This window comes from Brevibacillus brevis (genome assembly GCF_900637055.1).
Classification (GTDB): domain Bacteria; phylum Bacillota; class Bacilli; order Brevibacillales; family Brevibacillaceae; genus Brevibacillus; species Brevibacillus brevis.
In genome coordinates this window covers 6,559,200-6,579,966 of sequence record NZ_LR134338.1, presented here as the reverse complement: position 1 = coordinate 6,579,966, position 20,767 = coordinate 6,559,200, and the positions used below count along the sequence as shown (strand labels likewise).

The following is a 20,767-nucleotide window of genomic DNA, read 5'->3' as shown; positions in this document are numbered from 1 at the left end:
AATGGCAAACAAAAGAAAACATCAAGTCGGAGGAATAGCGTATGCAAAAGGTTAAAGGCCTGCTAATCTCCATGCTATTAGTAGTAGGCATACTAGCAGGTTGCAATCAAACACCTGCTGAAAATAAGGGATCAACTACCGAAGGCGCATCTACAGCAGCAGTTCATGTAGATACAACCGAATGGCCAAGAACATTTAAGGATGCCCTAGGGAAAGAAATTGTTATCGAGAAAAAACCAGAAAAAATAGCCTCATTATGGTATTTTTATCCCGAAATATTAGTTGCATTAAGTGAGCCACCTGCTGCATCTACTGAAAAAGAGTATCTATCTACTTTATCCTATTTAAAAGGAAAGCTGGATTCAACTGAGGAATTGGGAGATAAAGTGTCTCCTAGTATTGAAAAGATATTATCTATTGAGCCTGATATTATTTTAGCAACAGAGCATCATGAAAAAATGTATGATTCACTTGAAAAAGTTGCGCCAATCATTACGTTAAAATCCAAGGAAATCTACGGAGATTGGCAATATGGACTCCGTACAGTAGCCGAGATTATTGGAAAAGAAGAAGAAGCGGAAAAGGTAATTGATAAAATGATGAAAGAAATCACAACTGGGCGAGAAGCATTAAAGTCGATTCAAGGAGAGTCAGTGGCATTTATATTGTCGTGGGATGGGAAAACTTTCAATGTACTCGGTGAGGAAAATCCAGTCTATACACTTGCGTTTGATAAAGAAAAGGGACTCGGGCTTACACCAGATCATACATTTACGGGTATTACGAATAAATTTACTTCGTTTGAAGGAATATCAACTGTACAAGCAGACCATATTTTTCTTATCGGTGACATTACAAAAAAGGAAAATTTAATGAATGACTTAAAACAAAGCAATGTATGGAATAATCTCAATGCGGTCAAGAAAGGCAATGTTCATCTATTGGATTCTTCTGCTATTACTGGTGGCCCATTAGCTATCGAATACGCTTTACAAAATATAACAAGTGCTTTGCGTAAGCACTAAAAAGTTATGGAGGGATTCATATGCATTACCAAGCGATTAATCTGAATGAGAAGCTATCTACACTCAACGATCTCTGGTCTCCGAAAGTCGTTGGTGAAATAAATGACTTTCAATTTAAAATCATCAAGATTGCCGGGGATTTTATTTGGCACGAGCATCAAGGGGCCGATAAGGTATTTATCGTGCTCGAAGGAGAAATGTTCATTGATTTTCGTGATGGGCAGGTGAAAATTTCCAAGGGTGAGATGTTTATTGTCCCGGGGGGAGCGGATCACAAGCCTTTCGCCGAAAAGGAATGCCATGTCTTGTTGGTGGAGCCTAGAGGCGAAGTAAACACAGAGGCTTAATGCAAAACATAAATGATGAACGAATGTTCAAAAAAGGAGCTGTCCACCGCAGCTCCTTTTTTCATTTTTACAAATGGTTTAGACATTTCCTGTCATTCTCCATGGACTTACTGGAATAACTGGGAAATACTCCGCTTTTTATAGTGTTCATGACGCTCGTTTTACATGACCTGTATGTGCAGATTTTTTTTCTTTTGAAGATTCATTTACATATCATTGGGGAATTTCCCTTGCAGGTAGGAATCCCATAGGTTATTGATAAATTCTATATTAATCTTGTTTTCAAACGCCTTGGAAATGAGACCAAAATCGTCCGACGCATACCCTGCCAGCTCTGAATTCTGGGTTATCCGAAAAGTTTGCTTGAACACAAATTCCCTAATTTCTCTGATCATCGTATTTTCAGAGGGGGCAATTTCATCAACTTTTTTGTAACTAGAACTCCATGCCGTATCAAATTCATCAGCATCCCTAGCGTCTAATTCAGCGTCCCAATCAACATCTTTATGGAAGACATTCTCTAAAAAACGGTCATGACTGATTATCGAAAGTATCTCACTCGCTGTTTTCAACGGAACCCTACCTCCTTCCATAATATACTAATGGGGATTGCTTTGTAGCACAATGGAATGTGTCATAGTTTTTGCAAAAGCCCAGTTGCTGTGTCTCCATTCCTGTAATTTTTAACTTTAACGGTATAATAGAACGGAAAACATAAAGCACATGAAGAGAAATTCCGCGAAAGCATTACCTATGTGGAAAGTTAAGGTAGGCTTGGCTCCGAGCCGTATCATGAAACCAAAGGGGAAGATCCATCATGTCGAAAACAATCGTTGAGAAGCTGAACCTGCAAAAATATCAAAAAACGGCTGTCTTACATACACCGGAGGGTGAGGAGAGCTTAGCCGTTCTTAAAGAAGCGGACCATGCGTTGAAAGACGTGCAATATGATATGATTTTTGCTTTCGTACTGGATATGAAGTCCTTGCAAGAGCTCATGAAGAAGGTAATCGACCACAGCTATTTATTGGAGGGAGGGCTTCTATACGTTGCTTATCCCAAGAAAGGGAATAAAGTCTATCCGACTTATATCCATCGGGATGAATTATTCGATGGATTAGGAGCCGATGAAGATGGCTATATCGGGACAAGCACGATCAAATTTAATCGAATGGTCGGCATGAATGAGGTATTTACGGTTGTCGGGTTTAAAAATGAGAAAAAGAAGGCGGCAAAAGCTTCATCTAAACCGAGTCAATGCGTCGATGATTATATTGACTTTGTGCCGAAAATAGAAGAGGATCTACGCCATGCGCCAAAAGAGCTCGCTTTTTACCAATCACTCACGCCCGGGTACCAAAAGGATTGGGCGCGGTATGTATATAGTGCCGTACAAGAGGGGACACGGGCAAAGCGCCGAGTTGAAATGATCGCGGTCTTGGCTGAGGGTTTTAAAACCATCGATCTTTATCGCCGGGGTAAGTGAGACGCTGTTTGAGGTTGTGAGGAAGCCTCTATAGAATGAAATACAAGAAGAGCCCGCGTCGATCGTGGGCTCTTTGTTGCTTCTATGAACCGAGGCGGCCTTACCGGTGAAGCAGCCGCCGCAGCGTATCGTCAAGGTGCTTGTCTAAGGTAACGGGGTTGGCGTGTTTTACCTGAAAGTTACGGGCGAAAAACATTTAGACGCTTCAATAAAGCTCGGGAACTTCTAGCGTAAAACCTCGGACTCTATGAGGTCAGCCAACAATTGCAAATGCCATTAGAAGAAATTGAGTATATCTTTCTCCGCATGAGTGGCTATGAGCGCACTGACGTTCATCCAGACAATATTGTCGCAGGAAAAGCCCCACCATATCCTTTGTAAGGAGGCTGTACGCGTGCGAAAAATATGGAAAAGAAGGATTTTGATCAATAATCCTGTTGTGCTGGACCGGGTTCAGATCGAGCAGGACTTGCGCGACGGCAACCAAGTGATTGTCCAGTTCTCTCACCCGGAGTTTTATGGCTCCATTTTGGAGGAAGTGGATGAGCTATGCGCGCGTTTGGATGAAAACTTCGGAGTGCGTTTCTACGGCCACTATTCTCTCTCGTTTGATGGGCATACTCTTTTGGGATTCCCCATGTCAAAATGCTGCATCTCAATAGCCTTACTCAGGCACATAACACCGAAACATTGACCACACTGAAACACTTGCACAGTTTACACCTTGGCATATACGCGTTGGAGAATTCAGAGGTTTTGGGAATAGAAACGTTGCGCTCTCTAAGAGAATTATCCATTATCTCTGAGAAAAAAACTCTCAACCTTCAATATTTGAAAGAATTCTCTCATCTGGAACAATTGCATGTCGGGGGAAAGGTGAAAAACTTGGATGCGGTTGGCGATCTGAAGGATTTGAATTATCTCGCGCTGCATTCGATCAGCAAATTACCGTTACATTTTGTTAATCGACTGAAAAAGCTGAAGCACCTTCGCATTTTGCTTGGAGGTCGAGAGCATATTCAGGAAATTGAAGAGAATGAAATCGACGACCTGGAGATCTCCAGAGTCCGCGGTTTTCATGACCTGTCTAATATCGCGAACTTCCGAGCGCTAACTCGTCTTGTGATGGAAGATCAAATTCAACTGCGTGAAGTCAGCTTTGATCGGGAGATGAAGGCGTTGGAGGAGCTAGCTATTTGGAATTGCAAAGGCTTGTCTCGTTTGACAGGAATGGAGCAATTGCCTTCGCTGCGCAAGCTCCGTATTTTAAAAACAGCCATCGATTTTGATTCCTTTATCCATCAAAAACTTCCGAGTTCTTTATCTACAGTGGAATTTGTGACTACTAAAAGAAAAGTAGACCAAGAAATACAAGAATCGTTAGTAAAGTTGGGTTATCAAAAATGGAGCAGCTCCTGATAAGCCTGCTTGCTCCCGGAAAGAATCGAGTGTGAGAAGAGGGTGAAGCCCATGTATGAGCGTATGGCAGAAAAACTGAAGACGACTTCTGCTTTAAGATGGTTTCCTAGTCGAGGGGCAGAAGAGAGCTGGATAGCCGAAGTAGAAGAGGAATTAGGATTCAGCCTGCCTCCGTCTTACCGCTGGTGGCTGATTCATTATGGAAATGCCCGGTTGAATGGCGGGAATATTTTAACGATCGTTTCTCCGGAACATAGAGAGTATGACGACAGTGATTTTCTTTATATACATAGGTTGAATAAAGCCGAAGAGTGGTAGGTAAGCCGGTTTCCCGACAGAGTAGACTTGTTCGTTCCGGATAGTGACGAGCTTTATTTTTTTGATACGTCTTCCAGAGATGAACAAGGTGAGTTTCCGATCATGGCGGATTTTTCGTCATCCTTAATACTCCATTGTTCAGGAGTTAGATACATTACGTTGACTCTAACCAAAAATAGGAAAGTTAGTATATAATAATTGCAAAACGGAAAATCGTGGGTGTTTACATGGATAATATGTTTCCTTCATTCTTGTATAATTTTTGGAAGGTGATATTTCAGACTCTGCAAAAGGTTACTCTATTTGACATATTGAGGACTTTCATTCCATATCTTAAGAATAGTAAGTATAAATATGTATTTGTAGAGTTATGGGTTGTACTTAACGTATTAATTTCATTTATTTCTGTAATATTTATACACAATGTAACTAGTGATAACTTTCAATTATTGAAGTTAATTTTACTTGTATATGGCATTTACAGAGTGTTTGAAATAAATATAACACAACTTAATTTAATGTTATTTTCAGATGGTATTGGGGAAGTTAGAAGTTACAAGCGTACAATCATTTTATTGCTTCATAATTATGTAGAAATAGTACTTTGGTTTACCCTATCATATTTATACTTCTCAAGTGAATTCAAAAATGTGGATACGAAATCTTTTGTAGAAATAATCTATATTAGTTTGGTGACAATGGCGAGTTTCCAATCAGCTTTAATGCCTGGTACTAGCATGGGATATTATTTAGTCTCTTTCCAAACAGTAACAGGTCTGCTATTAACATTAATAAGTCTTGCTAGATTCATTCCACTCTTGGCTAATCCTAAATCAATAGATAGGGATGAAAGTATAACCAATAGAGATTTAGAAGAATATAAGCATCTATGTGAGAATTTAATGAACCAAGTAAAAAAACAAGATGACTATATAAAAAGGTTAGAAGAAAGGGAAAAAAGCATTATTGCAGCTATTAAAGAAATTGAGCAAAGTAAGCGATTAACAGCTTCTGCAAAAGAAAGCGACTAACGAAAGTATGATGGTTGCTTTCTTTATATGTAATACTTGCGCCTTTGAGCATGCCAAATACGAATCTGATTATATATAGCAATATACGACCATAGATGGCAGTGGTGGAAAGGTATTCGTGCATAACGGTGATGATATGATACGTTATCCTGACCACGGTGAGTATAAGAACAGCCTTTTTGTGTAGGCCTTATGAAATATTGCAGAGCAGTTGTGCCTTTTGCTGGGGTACAAGTACAAGAGTAATGGGATAAACTAAAAGTTTATGTATGAATTCGAATGAGCCCCCGATCTTTGGGGCTCATTTGCTGTTCTAAAATCTATACTTCTTGCGATAGGTTCGAGGAATTTAGCAGATTGATATCTATGTCTTGTCAGTAAGCGTGTTTTCCTTAAGAGAGTCAATCATATACACCCATCCAATCAACCCACATAAAACAAACCCAAACGAATGCAGCGATCCGTAAACCGGAATGAAATCGTGTATGGTTAAGGAAAATAGGTTTTTCAATAACGGATAGCAAATGGAAATAACGACAATCGTGTAAAAGGCAATGCAGGAAAGGACTAAAAAGAAGCTCGACTTATTCTGTAAAGAGCCTTTCCTCAAATAAGCAAGCAGATAAGTGGTGTAAATCGCAATATTACAGGCGAACAAGGTGACGCCAATATACTCAATCGGCTTCGAGAAAATAATACCGACAGCGATCAGAATGGGTCCGATGATATCGATGGCAACGACCCATGGATACCAGCTTTTCTTTGTCATAATCCGTCCGAGGAAACCGATAAAAATCGGAACGATGGCAGATGAGAAATGAAAGTGGACCGAACTGAGGGCGTGTGTTGCGTGTTTAACTTGGTAGAGGTCAACCTGATACTGATACAGCGTGAACCAAATGCCCCCGATGAAAAAGTAAACGAGTCCAGCACCAATCGCTATTTCCGCTGCTCTCCCCTTGTGATTCACAATCAAGCTCAGGCCATAGACGCAGAGTAGTAACGTGAACAACAACCAGCCGAGGGAAAGATTCCCTGGTATGGCCGTGCTCCCCATCCCCCACGCTTGGCTGCCCATTACAGAGGCGAAGACGAGAAGCGCTGCGGGAAGTTGAAGCAGTTTGATTGCAGTATATATCAGCCGTTGAAGTGTATTCTTTTCCTCATAGCCCAATAGTAAAACTACAAGAGGTACAATGACGAAAGCCGCAAACAGAAGAAATTTATCGACGAGATCAAATTGGAAGTAATCAAGGTAAAAGATCAGGATGGTTATGATTCCACCGGGAATCGTTGGTACTAACAATCGTTTCATCAAATGCCTCCAGGAAGCCATTCATGGATCTTCATTTCTAAAGCTGGCCCTTAATAAATAGGTGGTTGCTTTTAGTAGTTTAACACATTTTGTGAGGGCTATTTTTCGAAAGCTACGCTTTTAGATAGGCCTATTATTACTACGTAACAGTTGAATAGCAAACCCGGTCCCTTATCTTAGGCCCGGGTTTCTTTGTGCTGCTTTCCAATGATTAGGAAAACTTATGATGACAATAACGAATCCCAATTGCTCGGGTTCTACTCACTGTGGTAGCTTAAAGTAAATAATCATATAAGATTACTCGGAATTAATTTTTTCTCTTGTGAGGTGCATATCGTTGGTACTTAAGGTGACAGACAGTCCTTTCAGTCAGGAACAAGTAGAGCTCCTAAATCGGTTGCTGCCCACGCTCTCAGAGGTGCAAAAGGTTTGGCTGAGCGGATATCTTGCAGCTCTTCACAAAGTGGAAGCACCGATGGCCGCTGGGATTCAAACCGCTTTAGCTGCGAATGGGCAAGTCATTTCCAAGGAGGTCACTGTGCTTTTCGGATCTCAGTCCGGGAACAGCCAAAAGCTAGCCAAGGTGCTGACCGGAAAGCTTCAGGAGCACGGCTTCCACGTAACTCTTTCCTCCATGAGCGACTTCAAGACGAATGCGTTGAAAAAGGTTGAAAACCTGCTTGTTGTGGTAAGCACACACGGGGATGGTGAACCACCAGACAACGCCATCTCCTTCCATGAATTCCTGCACAGCAAAAGAGCGCCGCAATTGGTGGGCCTGCGGTTTTCCGTGCTGGCATTGGGCGATACCTCCTATGAATTATTCTGCCAAACCGGCAAAGAGTTCGATAAACGGTTAGAAGAGCTAGGCGGCAAGCGCCTTACTCCCCGGGTCGATTGCGATGTGGATTACGACGAGCAAGCCTCCGAATGGATGAATCAGGTTCTGGCTTCTCTCAGTGAAGCTTCGGCAACCCAGGTTGCTGCTGCAAGCGCAATCGTGGGCGGTGCAGCGATCGGGTCAGAGACACACACCGAATATTCACGGTCGAATCCGTTTCAGGCTGTGGTCTTGGAGAACTTGAATCTGAACGGACGGGGATCAGATAAGGAAACCCGCCATCTGGAAATTTCCCTTGAGGGGTCCAATCTCGAGTATGAACCGGGTGACTGTTTGGGGATCTATCCTAAAAATCATCCCGACCTTGTCCGTGAGCTGATTGAGGCAATGGGCTGGAAGCCGGAAGAGCTCGTTCCTATTCATAAAAACGGGGAAGAGCGCACGTTGGAAGAGGCCTTGTCCAGTCATTTTGAAATCACGGTTCTCACCAAGCCTCTCTTGGAACAAGCAGTAAAGCTATCATCAGGAAACGGGTTGCAGGAACTGCTTGCGGAAGGACAGGAGCAAGAGCTTCGCGATTATATTCGAAATCGGGATTTGCTAGACCTGGTAGAGGACTACGATTTGAAGGGCGTATCTTCCAAAGAATTTGTCTCCATACTTAGAAAGCTGCCGCCGCGTCTCTATTCGATCTCAAGCAGCTTAAAGTCCTACCCGGACGAAGTTCATCTGACAATTCGCAATGTTCACTATCAGGCTCATGGGCGTGAGCGGTACGGCGTTTGTTCGAGCTATATCGCGGATCGTTTGGAAACGGGTGATACCCTGCCTGTATTTGTACAGCATAACCCAAACTTTAAGCTTCCGGCTAACCCGGACATCCCGTTGATCATGGTTGGTCCCGGCACGGGTGTCGCTCCATTCCGTGCCTTCCTGGGAGAACGGGAGGAGCTTGGGGCGACGGGCAAGACATGGCTTTTCTTCGGCGATCAGCATTTCTCCACAGATTTTCTTTATCAGCTCGAATGGCAGCGTTGGCTCAAACAGGGCGTACTGACGCATATGGATGTCGCGTTTTCTCGAGATACGAGCGAAAAAGTGTATGTTCAGCACCGGATGCTTGAAAAGAGCAAGGAGCTTTACCAATGGCTCCAGGATGGGGCGCATGTATACGTATGCGGAGACGAGAAAAAGATGGCGCACGACGTTCACGCAGCTCTGGTCACCATTCTCCAACAAGAAGGCGGACTTGATTCAGAGGAAGCCGTTGCGTATTTGAAACGGATGCAGCAGGAAAAACGATATCAGCGAGATGTCTACTGATTTTTGAGAAAGAATGAGAGGGGAGATCGAAACCATGTCAGAAAATCATTTGCTTTCGCCAAACAGTGCTCCTCACAGCGATGTAGAGGACATTAAACGCCGAAGCGATTACTTGCGGGGAAGTCTGGCGGAAACGCTGGAAGACAGGATTTCTGGGTCCATCCCTGAGGATGATAACCGCTTGATGAAATTCCATGGCAGCTACATGCAGGATGACCGAGATCTGCGCAACGAACGGAGCAAACAGAAGCTGGAGCCAGCCTATCAATTCATGGTGCGCGTGCGTGCCGCTGGTGGCGTTGTCACACCAGAGCAATGGCTCATGATGGACGATATCGCCCAGCAGTTTGCGAATGGAACGATTCGCCTGACGACTCGTCAGTCTTTTCAACTGCATGGCGTGATTAAGTGGAATATGAAGCAGGTGATTCAAGAAGTAAACGAGGCTTTGTTAAGTACACTGGCTGCCTGTGGGGACGTCAACCGCAACGTCATGTGCAATCCGAATCCGTACGAGTCGGAAGTTCATCAAGAGGTTTACGAATGGGCTAAAAAAATAAGCAATCATCTCGACCCTCGGACCCGCGCCTATCATGAAATCTGGCTGGATGAAGAAAAGGTTGTCGACAGTCGGGATGGGGTAGAGCAAGAACCGATCTATGGTCCTGTCTATTTGCCGCGCAAGTTTAAGATCGGCATCGCCGTACCGCCTGCCAACGATGTTGACGTTTTTTCGCAGGATTTGGGCTTTATCGCGATTCATGAGGAAGGTCGACTGCTGGGCTTCAACGTTGCGGTGGGAGGCGGAATGGGAATGACCCACGGCGATCCCAAAACGTATCCGCAGGTGGCGCGGGTGATCGGCTTCGTCACACCGGAACAAGTATTGGATGTCGCCGAGAAAACGGTCATGATTCAGAGAGACTACGGGGATCGCGCGGTACGGAAGCACGCACGGTTCAAATATACGATCGACGACCGCGGCATCGAATGGTTTATCCATGAATTGGAGCAACGACTGGGCTGGGAGCTGGAGAAGGCACGCCCCTATCACTTCGAGCATAATGGCGATCGCTACGGTTGGGTAAAAGGGAGCGACGATAACTGGCATTTTACCCTTTTCATTCAGAATGGCCGTGTAAAAGACGAGGACAACTACCTCCTGAAATCCGGCCTGCGGGAGATTGCCAAGGTTCATACAGGGGATTTCCGCCTGACGCCGAATCAGAATCTCCTTATTGGAAATATCACCAGTGAAAAGAAGCCGGAAATTGAACAGATCATTCAAGCATACGGGCTCACCGATGGAACTTCCTATTCTGCACTGCGGAGAAACTCTATGGCTTGTGTATCGTTGCCGACTTGCGGACTTGCGATGGCTGAGGCAGAGCGTTATTTGCCGACACTGCTGGATGAGATCGAGCTGATTTTGGATGAGGCGGGTTTGCGCGATGAGGAGATCGTCATTCGCATGACAGGATGCCCAAATGGATGCGCAAGACCTGCATTGGCGGAAATTTCTTTCATTGGGAAGGCTGTCGGTAAATACAACATGTATTTGGGTGGTGGTTTCTCCGGCAATCGGTTGAACAAGCTGTATCGTGAAAACATCGGAGAAGCAGAAATACTGAATGAACTGCGGCCGATTTTAAATCGGTATGCGAAGGAACGCGAGGAAGGCGAACACTTCGGAGATTTCGTCATTCGGGCAGGGTATGTGAAAGAAGTCAGATCGGGACTCGACTTTCATGAGTAGTACGGCATAGCAATCAATTGAAATAAAAGAAGAGCCCGCGACTCGTGGGCTCTTTGTTGCTTACATACATTTTAGGCTTCTCGTAGCTGCTGAATCACTTCCGCTGCGAACTGATCTGTAAACCGGATGTGTCCATTTTCCTGAACGATCCGACCTTCCTTCTTGCGACGATCCAGCCATTCGCTAATCCATCCCGGAGCATAGCCACCTTGACCGAATTCTCCGCCAAAGGCGATCATTTTCTCATAGACAGCCAGGTACTGTTCATGACTGGTATCAGGGTATGACTTTGTGTATAGCCAAAACTGCACATCGTACATCAGATACGAGAGTTCATCCGCATGAAAAGAAAAAAAGCCTTTTTCCTCTACAATCCGTGTACAAATGCTGCGTATTTTCTGATCAATTTGTTCCACTTCCGATACTGGCGTGCACAGCTCCTCCAGCAAGGAAGAAAATTTCCCGTGGGCTACTTTGTAAAGAGCTGCTTCCTTGTCCTCCGCGGAGGTATCGTATTCTTCTTCGCTCACCAAGCCCCTGATAAACGCCTCGAAATTTTCAGCCAGGAACGTAATTTCATAATCGCTTTCCTGATCGACGTGAATCACTTCGGGTTCACCATCTCTCCCGCATGCCCGGTAATCCAGCATGACTACGTCGTGACCTGCTGAAGGACAATCACAAATCACAACTCCAATGTCGGGATATCCCCATTCCTCAATCATAAACTGGCTGCCAAGATCCCCGCAGAGCGAATAGCTTTTCTCTCGGCCAATGCCTAGAATGCCCGTAATGGCAATGTGATCCTCAGCCCAGGAGGTTGGGTCCTCTGTTGGGAAGCACGTGTTCTTCGGAATGCCGCCGTTCTGATGCTTCATTAGTGCAAGATAGGAGGCAGGGAGCTTGTATCCGAGCTCTTCCTCGATTGAGGCGATTAGTTCATCCGTGGGTGGCTCGGATAGATAGGCCTTTTTCGCGTACTCGCTGTCGTCCCAAAAGTCATCAAGCGACATGTTCGAAAAAGGAACTTCCTCCGATGCCGAACCCTCAACAGCCGCTGCCTTTTTGGCTGCCATCCGAAGCTCCTGTCTTTGCTGCTTCTCCGCTTTTTGCAAACTCCACCTTAACCATGACTCGGTATTCTGATTACCGGTTTCTAACTTGTCTGAGGTACGGAATGACTGTGCCGCCTCTTCATATCTTTTCAAATGATAGAGGGCAAAACCTACTCGAAAGTGCCAGACTGGATCTTGTTGACCTGCTTCAGCAATTTTCTCCAATTGGTTGAGCGCTTCTTCATATAGCCCCAGGTTGTTATAAGCTCTGCCCAGTCGGCTGATTGCGTCATACTCTCGTTCCCCCTCGGGAACGGTTAACAGCAAGTCCACAATTCGCTGCTGTTCGTCTTCTTCATGCCAGCGATCCAATTGTTCGATAAGTACCTGATCCATTGCAGCCTCCTAAACGATTCTTTTTCTTAGATGCCAGCGACGCGAAGCTACCACCATCTACCAAACGATTATGTATTCATATAAGATTAATGTATTTCGTGTCGTTTGTGCACAGCGATCTTGAAGGGGGAGTACAAGTTGAGTAAGGTGGATATCCATGACGTCTGGTTTGATTTTGCCTCAGCCTTTGTGCAAAAAAAGAATGCTTCGGGCTGGAACACACTAACCTCGCAGGAACAAGAGATTGCCGCCTTATGGCTGTTGGAAGCTGATGTGTATAACGGCGGGTTCTTGCAGTTTTTTTGCAACTGGGGAGAAGAGGCATATATCTACGCGGTACGGGCCTTACAAGCCATCGGGGCAGTCCATGCACTCGAAATCGTCCAGTCGGGATATGCCTGCATCGAGCATTTATCGGAAGACAACCGCCTCACCCAGCGCTGGGATATTCCACAGTTCCTTACCGGGGAAGAGGCAGATCAGATGGATAAGCTCGATCAGAGCTTCTGGGAAGACCAGGATTGCATTGCAGAAGTTGCACATCGATATTACGTGCAGCAGCTAGGAATACCCACCCCATCATAAGGTGACAGGGTGGGCAATATCATGGGGACTCCTACAACTATTCGACAGCACTAGCCCCTTCTGATTGGAGCATAAGCAGCAGCTCCCGAATATCGGGAGCGAGCTTGTCATTCCCTTCCATAATCTCGGTGAAAACGGGAATGGCATCCTTTAGCAGCGAATAACTGAAAGAAAAATAGCTGAAAAATGCCTCCTGCTCATAGCCCCTCGGCTCCTCTTCTTCCCACCATAATTCATCATCTTCCTCGTCCTCTGGCCATAAATACTTTTCGTCCAATAGCTCGTTCATGGTCTCAACTGTATTTTGTGAATCCATTTCGTCCACGTTTATAGCAGAAGCAACAGCCAAGTACAACTGAATTTCCTGAGAAGAGACCCGCTCTGGTTTCTGTTTGGCAAGCTCCTGCAGGAGTATCAGCAGTACCCACGGCGTTGTTTGCCACAAGGTGCTTTGGTGCTCGATTAGATTGGCCAATTCCGCATATTGCCCGGTCTCTATAAGCCGCGGAATGTCCGTCCCTCTTCCATAGGCTGTCGTCAAACGCTGCCACGGAATGTCGTTTGTCAGGTGGGTCAAAGAGTTCATCTCCATCTCCATGAGGTTTTCCTAAGTTTTACCATAAGTACAGCAAAATTTATATGGTCAGCGCCTCACTGGTAACAACAAACCAAATCTTAGAGTCCTGCAAGAAACGAAGGTTAGGCCTTGGTTTTTACGTGTTCTTCAGGTGCTGTTTACGGAATCCTCCCTTTTTTACCAACATTAAATAGTTATTAATCCTCTAATTATAATAGATAATTGAATCAATAAATAATTTCTATGATATAGTTATAGTTGTGAAAGGTAAGATGTTTTCGTAGCGTCTTGCAACGGGGCAAGGAGCTACTACTTCTTTTTTACAAAAACAGTAGATAAGGAAGGGTATTATGAGCTCCATACAGCAAAAAACAGACGTTATTTTGATTGGTGCAGGGGTCATGAGCGCAACTCTGGGGGCATTACTGAAAGAATTGGCACCGGAGTTGGAAATCAAAGTTTTTGAGAAACTCGCAAAAGCAGGGGAAGAAAGCTCTAACGAATGGAATAATGCGGGTACTGGCCACGCGGCACTCTGTGAGCTGAACTATACATCCGAGAAAGCTGACGGGTCTATAGATATTAGCAAAGCCATTAAAATCAATGAACATTTTCAGCTGTCCAGACAATTCTGGGCTTACCTTGTAAAAAACAATCTCATCCAAAACCCGCAAGACTTTATCATGCCAATACCTCATATGAGTATGGTACAAGGCGAAAAGAATGTAAGCTTTTTGAAAAAGCGTTTTGAAGCGCTGGCAAACAATCCTCTCTTTCAAGGGATGGAATACTCCGATGACCCTGAAAAACTGAAGGAATGGATTCCGCTCATCATGGAAGGCCGCACATCGAATGAACCAATAGCTGCAACCAAAATCGACTCGGGTACGGATGTCAATTTTGGTGCTTTGACACGTATGTTGTTTGATTACTTGAAGACGAAAGACGTCGCGATTAACTACAACCATGCTGTTGAGGATATCAAACGTACGAGCGACGGCATGTGGAAATTGAAAGTGTACAATATGGCTACCGGTAACATCGAAGACCATATTGCCAAATTCGTCTTTATCGGCGGTGGCGGCGGAAGCTTGCATTTGCTCCAAAAAACCGGTATTCCAGAGTCCAAACATATCGGCGGTTTCCCGGTAAGCGGATTGTTCATGGTTTGTAAAAATCAGGAAGTGGTAGAGCAGCACCATGCAAAAGTGTATGGTAAAGCAAAGGTCGGCGCTCCTCCAATGTCGGTACCGCATCTGGATACCAGATACATCGACAACAAAAAATCCTTGCTGTTTGGACCTTTTGCGGGATTCTCGCCAAAGTTCTTAAAAACAGGTTCCAATATGGATTTGATCACTTCCGTAAAACCTAACAACGTCATGACGATGTTGGCGGCAGGCGTAAAAGAAATGGCATTGACCAAATACCTGATCGAGCAAGTTATGTTATCGCATGAAAAGCGCATGGAAGAACTACGGGAGTTCATTCCGAACGCGAAAAGCGAAGAGTGGGATATCGTGGTAGCCGGTCAACGCGTGCAAGTTATCAAGGATACACCAGCAGGAAAAGGTACTCTTCAATTTGGTACAGAAGTGGTTAGTGCTGCTGATGGCTCCGTAGCTGCATTGCTCGGCGCATCTCCAGGTGCTTCTACAGCTGTTCAGGTTATGCTTGAGGTATTAGAAAAATGCTTCCCACAACGTATGGCAGAGTGGGAACCGAAAATCAAAGAAATGATTCCTTCTTATGGCGTGTCACTCTTGCAAAACCAAGAGCTTCTTCAAGAGATCCAACGTTCGACAGACGAGGTGCTTGGTCTCGTCGAAAAAGAACTGGCTTATAGTTAATTAGTTAATGGCAATCAATCTTTTCCATCATGGGATTAATGATTCTATGAAGAAGAGATTGTGAAAGAAATGATTATTAAATAAAACTTGGAACCTTGATTCGTTTTTGGATTGACGGTTCCAAGTTTTATTTTGTAGTAAGACAGATTGCAGTGAGCCTTATCATAAGATTGGTTTTAAGGTTTGGTAAAAATCAATATAGCTGTGAAGGTTGGACTATATTTGTTTTGGAGGAATTTTCTCCCTCAATATTGAATAGTTAAAGCTATATTTATAAACAGAGAGGGAGAAATAAAAGGCATGTTAGAGTGGGATAAGTTGTTATGTGGAGAAAGACAAAGAAAATCAGAAAGTAAAAGCCTTCCCCATAGAAATGAATTTGATAAAGATTATGATCGGATTATTTATTCTTCTTCTTTAAGACGATTACAAGATAAAGCACAGGTTTTTCCATTGCAAAATAATGATTTTATTAGAACTAGACTAACACATTCGTTAGAGGTTGCTTCCCTAGGTAGATCATTAGCTTGGAATATTGGAAATTGGTTAATTGAAAAGAAAAGATTTAGTGATTTTCCAAAAGCGAAAGAATTAGCTTCTCTAGTTGAAGTAGCATGTTTAGTACACGATTTAGGAAACCCTCCATTTGGGCATTATGGAGAAGATATAATCAGAAATTGGTTTGATAACTGGTTTAACTCAAGGGAATTCAAAGAGGTAGTAGAAAAGAAATTTGGAGAGTTAACTTCTCAACAGAAAAATGATTTTATTTATTTCGAAGGTAATGCACAAGCAATAAGAATATTGAGTAAACTGCAGTTTTTGAATGACCAGTATGGGGCTAACTTTACTTATGCCACACTGGCTACATTAATAAAATATCCGTGGGCTTCTAATCATGACATTGTACTGTCAGGAAAGAAAAAGAAATTTGGATATTTTTATTCTGAAAATGAGTTGTTCAACGAGATTTCCGAAAAAACGGGTATAGGCATTTGCAGACACCCAGCAACATATATCTTAGAAGCGGCAGATGATATAGCCTATTTAACAGCTGATATTGAAGATGCAGTAAAAAAACGAGTATTTGATTGGGATAAAGTATATAAGGAATTAAAGAATGAATTTGAAGACTTATATCCAAAAGAATTTCTTCATTTAGAAGAACTTCGAAAGAAGGCATTGTTAAATGAAGTACCAAGCAAGGAGTTAATTAATGTACAAAATTTTAAAGTTACTATACAAGGTATAATGATTTTTGCAGTAGTTGAGACGTTTAAAGAAAATTATGATTCGATAATGAATGGAACGTTTGAAGGTGATTTATTATCAAATTCTACGGCCAGAACTCTTTCTGAAAAATTAAGACAGGTAGCATCTGAACACGTATTTTCTAATAAAGAAGTCTTAACCTTAGAGTTAGTAGGGGATAGAGTTTTAACTGACCTACTAAATTTGTTTGTTAATGCTGTGGTTAATGTCGATGATCTAAAGAAAACTAAAACAAAGCATAATAAATTAGTCAATTTGATATCAGAAAACTTTAGACATGTTCAACGAATATCTGAAAAAGGAAATCCGACAGTTGAATTTAAAGATCTACCTTTATATAATAGGCTCTTATTAGTCACAGATTTTATCTCAGGTATGACGGATGGATATGCTGTGAATCTGCACCAAGAATTATTAGGGGTAAAATTGCCATGATAAAATGAGAGGGATATTGATGAGTATTTATGAGAAAAACATAAAAAACCGCATAATCTTATTACTTGGACGAAACTCACAGACCCTAGATTTTATTGAACGATTATCAACAACTGGAGATCTTCTGTTTTTTGGAGGGTCGATACGAGACTTATGCTTATTTCCTGAATGTACTCAAATACCTAGAGACTTTGATATAGCTATTAATTTTAAAAATAAAGAAAGATTCGACACTTTAATTGGAGAGTATAATTTTAGTAAAAATAGATTTGGTGGATTTAAGTTCAATATATCAAACATTGAGTTCGATATATGGGACCTAAATAATACTTGGGCCTTTAAGAATAAATATTTAAAACCAAGCGAGGAAAATTTGGCTAAGTCCGTTTATTTAAATATAGATGGTATTGTTTATAACTTTAATAAGAATCGTTTATATGATGATATTTTCCAATCTTCTATAAAGAGTTCAAAGTTAGATATTACTCTTGAAGAAAATCCCCAAGTAGAATTAAATTTGTTAAGAGCATTAGTATTTAAAAATAAATATAATCTAATATTCTCTAATAAATTGAAAGATGTATTTAAAACATTCATGAATACTTATGACGAGGATTTAATCGAAAGTTTATATGAAATGCAATTAGCTCATTATAGATATAATTCTTTTTCAAAAGAGGAGATTAGGAAAGAATTACAGTTTATTTAACTGCAAATAACCAGTAAACGATACTTATTTAAATTAATATTGAACCTTTGAACCGTGAAATGCTCCCCTTCAGGTAGACAGTTGAAATAATAAAACCGTCTACCTGAAGGGGAGCATTTTTTATGTCCCATAAAGCAAAAATAGCTGGACCAGAAAAGGTTGCAGTTATCGAAAAATATCTTCGCGGGGAAGATTCTCTAAATCATTTAGCAAGTGTACTAGATGTTACCTTTCCGTCCATGAAACAATGGCTTCAAACCTATCAATCATTAGGCCCAAATGGGCTGCTCAGTACTTCTAAGAATAGAACTTATTCCGCAGAACTGAAGAAATCTGCTGTCGAGGATTATCTAGTTGGCGGTCCTTCTCATATGGAGATATGTAAGCGATATGGCATAAATCAACCCGCGCCAACTGCGTAATTGGATTCTAAAGTATAATGGTCATGAAAAGTTGAAATATTCCGAAACAGGAGGAACACCAATCATGACAAAAGGACGAGCGACTACTTTCGAAGAAAGAATCAAAATTGTGAAATTTTGCTTAGAACATCAGCAAAATCATGCCCAAACAGCAAAGGAATTTCAGGTGTCCTATCAGCAGGTTTACTCATGGACAAATAAATACATCAAATTTGGCGTAGATGCGCTCCAGGACAAACGTGGGAAACGAAAATCTGAAAACGAGATGTCTGAGCTTGAGAACCTACGAGCCCAAAATACACTGCTTCAAGGTGAGAATAGCAGAAAGCAAATGGAGATCGATTTTCTAAAAAAGCTAGACGAAATTCAAAGGTGGCGACAATAAACCAAGTCCGATCTTGCCATTCGTGATCTGTACGACAGTAAATCATATTCCATTAGCCAGCTTTGTGAAATCGCAGGAATTCCGCGTTCCTCGTATTATAAGTGGCGAAATAGAAAAGAAAGTAAAAATGAGAAATTCAACAAAGTGTTGCTGCCTATGATTAAGCGTGCCTAGGAAGAAAAAAATGGTATTCTTGGTTATCGCCAGATGACCATAAAACTGAATCGACAGTTCCATCTTTCTATCAACCATAAACGTGTATACAGACTCATGGGTATTTTAGAATTGAAATCCGTATGCCGTAAAAAAAAGAATTACATTCCGACAACACCTGAAATCACGGCAGAAAATGTCTTGAACAGGGATTTCAAATCCGTGGAATTCGGTACAAAGTGGCTCACAGACGTAACGAAAGTGAAGTACGGCCTTCAAAGCAAGGCTTATTTGAGCGCAATTCTGGACTTGTCGGATAAAAGTATTGTTTCTTTTGTGATCGGGCACTCCAACAACAACGAGCTTGTGTTTAGAACGTTTAACATTGCCAATCGGGCATATCCTAATGCGAAACTCATCTTTCACAGTGATCGAGGATTTCAATACACGAACAAAATGTTCAAGAAGAAACTAGATGATACAGGAATGACTCAGAGCATGTCGAGGGTAGCTAGGTGCATCGACAATGGTCCAATGGAATCATTCTGGGGAATGTTAAAATCAGAGATGTACTATCTCCATAAATTCAATACATACGAAGAGAGTACCAGAAAAGGCTAAATCGTATGACGCCCCTAGAATATAGGCAATATCTACAAAGTTCTGTGGCATAAAGAAGACACCAACCTAAGTTCAGATTGGTGTCTAAGCTTTTTGTTTTTTCACTGTCTACTTGACAGGGGGACTTCACCGTTTTTGGATTGGAGGTTCTTTTTATAGCTGCAAAAAGGACAAAACTGGACGGGAAAGCAGAGCGAAGGATGGAAAGCTTGAAAAAATAAAAGAAAATAAATATACTATACTACGATATACTGAAAATGATTATCATTAGCAAATAACAAGAGGATAGGAATGGGAGACACTTATTTATGAAAAAGAATAGCACTTATTTGTTCGCAGCACTTTCTTTCATTCTGGCAAGCTGCTTGTTCCTCACTGGCTGCGGTGCTAGCCAGGAACAAATGTCTACTGCCGGTGACAATCAATCATCCGCACAGCGGGTCATTGAACACTATTCCGGTAAAACGACCATAAAAGGGGAGCCGAAGAAAATAGCAGTGCTTGATTATCGGCTGGCTGACTCTCTTTACGCTCTTGGCATCAAGCCCTATGCCATGACATCCTACCAGGGAGAAACGAACCTGGAATACATGGAGGGGAACTCGTTTGAAGGCGTGAAAAATTTGGGAGATGACCCGAATCTGGAAGCGATTCTGGAGGCAGAACCTGATTTGATCATAGGTAGAGAAGTCCATGCTAAAATTTATGACGACACATCGAAAATAGCTCCCACAATCATTTTAAAAGACCAAGATGATTGGCGGCTTGCTTTCCGTGAATTAGCAAGCATGCTTGGCAAGGAAGAGGAAGCCGACGAATGGTTGGCCCGCTACGATCAAAAAGCCGAGGAAGCCAAGAAAAAGCTGGCAAAAAAGGTTGGCAAAGATGAAACGGTGCTCTACATGCGGGTCATGGCAAAAGAATATCGGGTTCACGGCCCGAATCAATTGTTTGGCGCGACGATTGCCCGCGATTTGGGATTGAAGCCGCTCCCGCAAGTTGAAGCTATGAAAAAATTTGAAGTTATTTCTATGGAAAAATTGCCGGAGCTGAATCCAGATCATATTTTCATTCAGGTCGGAAATCCAGCTAAGGGTCCAGACAAAGAATCCGATAAGAGATTTCAAGAGTTGACTAACAGCGCTTTATGGCAGCAGTTAAAAGCAGTCAAAAACAATCAGGTATATGTCGTTCCTCACTGGATCATCAGTGATTTCCCCCACATCAAGGAGAAATCGATAGAGCTTGTCCTTGAAAAAATGAAAGCAGAGTAAGTCAGGGCCGCGTTCATTCGGCAAGCTAAATTCATGCTAGATTCATATGGAAGCCACTCCGATGATTTGGGGTGGCTTTGTCTGTTAAAGGAGTGAACGATCCCTGATTGATTATGACTATTAATGATTGTTTTTGATTGAATTTGGATGTATAATCAAAATCAATCCTGGT

General features: G+C 42.4%; 21 protein-coding genes. 17 read left to right on the top strand and 4 right to left on the bottom strand.

Annotation, left to right across the window (positions count from 1 at the left end; all coding sequences use genetic code 11):
- Positions 1–41: 41 nt before the first annotated feature.
- Complete coding sequence (locus tag EL268_RS31765; protein ID WP_106657623.1) at positions 42–1,025, top strand: ABC transporter substrate-binding protein; 984 nt, start codon at positions 42–44, stop codon at positions 1,023–1,025.
- Between the two features lie 20 nt (positions 1,026–1,045).
- On the top strand, positions 1,046–1,372 hold the full coding sequence (locus tag EL268_RS31760; protein ID WP_106657622.1) for a cupin domain-containing protein: 327 nt from the start codon (positions 1,046–1,048) through the stop codon (positions 1,370–1,372).
- Positions 1,373–1,578: 206 nt separating this feature from the next.
- Here EL268_RS31760 and EL268_RS31755 read toward each other — a convergent pair whose 3' ends face one another.
- Positions 1,579–1,944: a hypothetical protein gene (locus EL268_RS31755; RefSeq protein WP_106657621.1), complete on the bottom strand. Its 366-nt coding sequence runs from the start codon at positions 1,942–1,944 to the stop codon at positions 1,579–1,581.
- Positions 1,945–2,189: 245 nt separating this feature from the next.
- Here EL268_RS31755 and EL268_RS31750 point away from each other — a divergent pair, with 245 nt between their 5' ends.
- From EL268_RS31750 to EL268_RS31730, 5 genes are all read left to right on the top strand, one after another.
- Positions 2,190–2,858, top strand: a complete 669-nt coding sequence (locus EL268_RS31750; RefSeq protein WP_106657620.1) for a YdeI/OmpD-associated family protein — start codon at positions 2,190–2,192, stop codon at positions 2,856–2,858.
- A gap of 394 nt (positions 2,859–3,252) precedes the next feature.
- On the top strand, positions 3,253–3,552 hold the full coding sequence (locus EL268_RS33610) for a hypothetical protein (protein WP_232030192.1): 300 nt from the start codon (positions 3,253–3,255) through the stop codon (positions 3,550–3,552).
- Positions 3,553–3,614: 62 nt separating this feature from the next.
- Complete coding sequence (locus EL268_RS33605; protein ID WP_232030191.1) at positions 3,615–4,277, top strand: hypothetical protein; 663 nt, start codon at positions 3,615–3,617, stop codon at positions 4,275–4,277.
- A 51-nt stretch (positions 4,278–4,328) separates the two neighbouring features.
- Positions 4,329–4,595, top strand: a complete 267-nt coding sequence (locus tag EL268_RS33600; RefSeq protein WP_232030190.1) for an SMI1/KNR4 family protein — start codon at positions 4,329–4,331, stop codon at positions 4,593–4,595.
- Between the two features lie 227 nt (positions 4,596–4,822).
- Complete coding sequence (locus EL268_RS31730) at positions 4,823–5,626, top strand: DUF3967 domain-containing protein (RefSeq protein WP_106657619.1); 804 nt, start codon at positions 4,823–4,825, stop codon at positions 5,624–5,626.
- Positions 5,627–5,990: 364 nt separating this feature from the next.
- On the opposite strand, the gene EL268_RS31725 is transcribed toward EL268_RS31730, so the two are convergent.
- Complete coding sequence (locus EL268_RS31725; RefSeq protein WP_106657618.1) at positions 5,991–6,941, bottom strand: YndJ family transporter; 951 nt, start codon at positions 6,939–6,941, stop codon at positions 5,991–5,993.
- Between the two features lie 337 nt (positions 6,942–7,278).
- On the opposite strand from EL268_RS31725, the gene EL268_RS31720 reads away from it, so the two are divergent.
- Positions 7,279–9,105 (top strand): assimilatory sulfite reductase (NADPH) flavoprotein subunit, encoded by a 1,827-nt coding sequence (locus EL268_RS31720; protein ID WP_106657617.1) that lies wholly within the window; start codon positions 7,279–7,281, stop codon positions 9,103–9,105.
- A 34-nt stretch (positions 9,106–9,139) separates the two neighbouring features.
- Entirely contained in the window at positions 9,140–10,861 is a 1,722-nt protein-coding gene (gene cysI / locus EL268_RS31715) for an assimilatory sulfite reductase (NADPH) hemoprotein subunit (RefSeq protein ID WP_106657616.1), read from the top strand.
- A gap of 71 nt (positions 10,862–10,932) precedes the next feature.
- On the opposite strand, the gene EL268_RS31710 is transcribed toward cysI, so the two are convergent.
- Positions 10,933–12,312 (bottom strand): SMI1/KNR4 family protein, encoded by a 1,380-nt coding sequence (locus tag EL268_RS31710; RefSeq protein ID WP_106657615.1) that lies wholly within the window; start codon positions 12,310–12,312, stop codon positions 10,933–10,935.
- A gap of 138 nt (positions 12,313–12,450) precedes the next feature.
- Between EL268_RS31710 and EL268_RS31705 the strand changes: the two genes are divergently transcribed.
- Positions 12,451–12,897, top strand: a complete 447-nt coding sequence (locus EL268_RS31705; RefSeq protein WP_106657614.1) for a DMP19 family protein — start codon at positions 12,451–12,453, stop codon at positions 12,895–12,897.
- Between the two features lie 37 nt (positions 12,898–12,934).
- Here the strand turns inward: EL268_RS31705 and EL268_RS31700 are convergent, their stop codons facing one another.
- Positions 12,935–13,483: a hypothetical protein gene (locus EL268_RS31700; RefSeq protein WP_106657652.1), complete on the bottom strand. Its 549-nt coding sequence runs from the start codon at positions 13,481–13,483 to the stop codon at positions 12,935–12,937.
- Between the two features lie 341 nt (positions 13,484–13,824).
- Here EL268_RS31700 and EL268_RS31695 point away from each other — a divergent pair, with 341 nt between their 5' ends.
- The 7 genes from EL268_RS31695 to EL268_RS31665 all read left to right on the top strand — a co-directional run bounded on the left by EL268_RS31695 (position 13,825) and on the right by EL268_RS31665 (position 20,595).
- Entirely contained in the window at positions 13,825–15,324 is a 1,500-nt protein-coding gene (locus tag EL268_RS31695) for a malate:quinone oxidoreductase (RefSeq protein WP_106657613.1), read from the top strand.
- 300 nt (positions 15,325–15,624) lie between these two features.
- Positions 15,625–17,031, top strand: a complete 1,407-nt coding sequence (locus tag EL268_RS31690; RefSeq protein ID WP_106657612.1) for a deoxyguanosinetriphosphate triphosphohydrolase — start codon at positions 15,625–15,627, stop codon at positions 17,029–17,031.
- Between the two features lie 19 nt (positions 17,032–17,050).
- Positions 17,051–17,740, top strand: a complete 690-nt coding sequence (locus EL268_RS31685) for a hypothetical protein (protein WP_106657611.1) — start codon at positions 17,051–17,053, stop codon at positions 17,738–17,740.
- A gap of 122 nt (positions 17,741–17,862) precedes the next feature.
- A complete protein-coding gene (locus EL268_RS31680; protein WP_106657328.1) occupies positions 17,863–18,162 on the top strand; it encodes a helix-turn-helix domain-containing protein in 300 nt (99 codons plus the stop codon).
- A gap of 64 nt (positions 18,163–18,226) precedes the next feature.
- Positions 18,227–18,547, top strand: coding sequence for a helix-turn-helix domain-containing protein (locus EL268_RS31675; RefSeq protein ID WP_106657327.1), 321 nt, complete (start codon positions 18,227–18,229; stop codon positions 18,545–18,547).
- Positions 18,548–18,736: 189 nt separating this feature from the next.
- On the top strand, positions 18,737–19,321 hold the full coding sequence (locus tag EL268_RS31670; RefSeq protein WP_269149415.1) for an IS3 family transposase: 585 nt from the start codon (positions 18,737–18,739) through the stop codon (positions 19,319–19,321).
- A 308-nt stretch (positions 19,322–19,629) separates the two neighbouring features.
- Positions 19,630–20,595 (top strand): ABC transporter substrate-binding protein, encoded by a 966-nt coding sequence (locus EL268_RS31665; protein ID WP_106657325.1) that lies wholly within the window; start codon positions 19,630–19,632, stop codon positions 20,593–20,595.
- Positions 20,596–20,767 lie beyond the last annotated feature (172 nt).

Excerpts from the sequence above, each read along its gene's own strand:
- EL268_RS31690 (WP_106657612.1), top strand. The coding sequence starts at position 15,625 with ATGTTAGAGTGGGATAAGTTGTTATGTGGAGAAAGACAAAGAAAATCA.
- EL268_RS31680 (WP_106657328.1), top strand. The coding sequence starts at position 17,863 with ATGTCCCATAAAGCAAAAATAGCTGGACCAGAAAAGGTTGCAGTTATC.
- EL268_RS31685 (WP_106657611.1), top strand. The coding sequence starts at position 17,051 with ATGAGTATTTATGAGAAAAACATAAAAAACCGCATAATCTTATTACTT.
- EL268_RS31695 (WP_106657613.1), top strand. The coding sequence starts at position 13,825 with ATGAGCTCCATACAGCAAAAAACAGACGTTATTTTGATTGGTGCAGGG.
- EL268_RS31765 (WP_106657623.1), top strand. The coding sequence starts at position 42 with ATGCAAAAGGTTAAAGGCCTGCTAATCTCCATGCTATTAGTAGTAGGC.
- EL268_RS31725 (WP_106657618.1), bottom strand. The coding sequence starts at position 6,941 with ATGAAACGATTGTTAGTACCAACGATTCCCGGTGGAATCATAACCATC.
- EL268_RS31730 (WP_106657619.1), top strand. The coding sequence starts at position 4,823 with ATGGATAATATGTTTCCTTCATTCTTGTATAATTTTTGGAAGGTGATA.
- EL268_RS31700 (WP_106657652.1), bottom strand. The coding sequence starts at position 13,483 with ATGAACTCTTTGACCCACCTGACAAACGACATTCCGTGGCAGCGTTTG.
- EL268_RS31760 (WP_106657622.1), top strand. The coding sequence starts at position 1,046 with ATGCATTACCAAGCGATTAATCTGAATGAGAAGCTATCTACACTCAAC.
- EL268_RS31710 (WP_106657615.1), bottom strand. The coding sequence starts at position 12,312 with ATGGATCAGGTACTTATCGAACAATTGGATCGCTGGCATGAAGAAGAC.
- EL268_RS33600 (WP_232030190.1), top strand. The coding sequence starts at position 4,329 with ATGTATGAGCGTATGGCAGAAAAACTGAAGACGACTTCTGCTTTAAGA.
- cysI (WP_106657616.1), top strand. The coding sequence starts at position 9,140 with ATGTCAGAAAATCATTTGCTTTCGCCAAACAGTGCTCCTCACAGCGAT.
- EL268_RS31675 (WP_106657327.1), top strand. The coding sequence starts at position 18,227 with ATGACAAAAGGACGAGCGACTACTTTCGAAGAAAGAATCAAAATTGTG.
- EL268_RS31665 (WP_106657325.1), top strand. The coding sequence starts at position 19,630 with ATGAAAAAGAATAGCACTTATTTGTTCGCAGCACTTTCTTTCATTCTG.
- EL268_RS31750 (WP_106657620.1), top strand. The coding sequence starts at position 2,190 with ATGTCGAAAACAATCGTTGAGAAGCTGAACCTGCAAAAATATCAAAAA.